Source organism: Streptococcus sp. HMSC36C04, assembly GCF_001839535.1.
Lineage (GTDB): Bacteria > Bacillota > Bacilli > Lactobacillales > Streptococcaceae > Streptococcus > Streptococcus hominis.
In genome coordinates, this window is the sequence record NZ_KV841576.1 from 1 (window position 1) to 984 (window position 984).

Below are 984 nucleotides of genomic sequence, written 5' to 3' on the forward strand. Positions count from 1 at the left end.
AATTCAAAGACTTCCTAGGAATTCTATTTTTTTATCAGCTATAGCTGATAAATAATTTTGAGGAATATTTGTAAAATCCATTTGTTTCGGTAGTCCATTTCGTCTTAATAAGCCATTAGAATGTTCATTGAGGCCTCGTTGCCCAGGACATCCTGGGTCCGCAAAGAAAATATCAATGTCATGTGCATTCGAAATAGATTTCCAATTAGAAAATTCTTTCCCACAATCAAAAGTGATCGACTTAAAGAGATGGCTGGGGACTTGAGATAACCATTGATTGATGGAAGTCTCAATATCACTTGCTTTCCGTCCATTGGTTTTCAGTGTGATGATGGCTTTTGAGCAGCGTTCTACTAAGGTAATGACTGCACTTTTGTGTTTTTCTCCCACAATTGTATCCCCTTCTAGATGACCGAATTCCGTCTTAAAATTAGGATAACTGTCTGCTCTCTCACGTAAATCTCTGCGAAACGCTTGTTTTCCTCGTTTTTCGCTATGACCATTTGGTTTTCTTTTGCCTTTCCAAGGGAGATCTTCTTTCTTTAAAATACCACGGTCTGCTAGTCGATAGAGGGTTCTCATAGAACAAGAAACCCTATCTGGATAAGTTCCTTTAATGACATCAAGGCTCCAATTTTCTTCTAAATGAGTCTGGATAAAATCTTTTTCTGATTGCGTCAGACTTGTTTTATTCCTGCCCCAACGTTTCTTATTGACTTTATAACGGTTGTAGTAATCATATGCAGAGTGCCCCTCTTTCAGATAGTTGATGACAGTGTAGATTGTCTGTTTTGATCTGCCAAGTGAAGTCACAATATCTGAAACTTTTATGTTTTCTTGATAGTAAGCCTCTATCATTACAAGCTCGTTTGTGGTAAGATGAGTATAGGTCATTTATGTTAGTTCCTTTCAGACAAATGTGGTGTTTATCTGAGCCTAACATAGATGGCTTTTTCTGTCTAGCTTAATTTTACAAATTGGGTT

1 pseudogene is annotated in these 984 nt (G+C 37.2%); it reads right to left on the reverse strand.

From position 1 onward, the window contains the following. Window positions 1-894, reverse strand: a pseudogene (locus HMPREF3249_RS01470) (IS30 family transposase); the annotation flags it as partial. Between the last annotated feature and the right edge of the window lie 90 nt (window positions 895-984).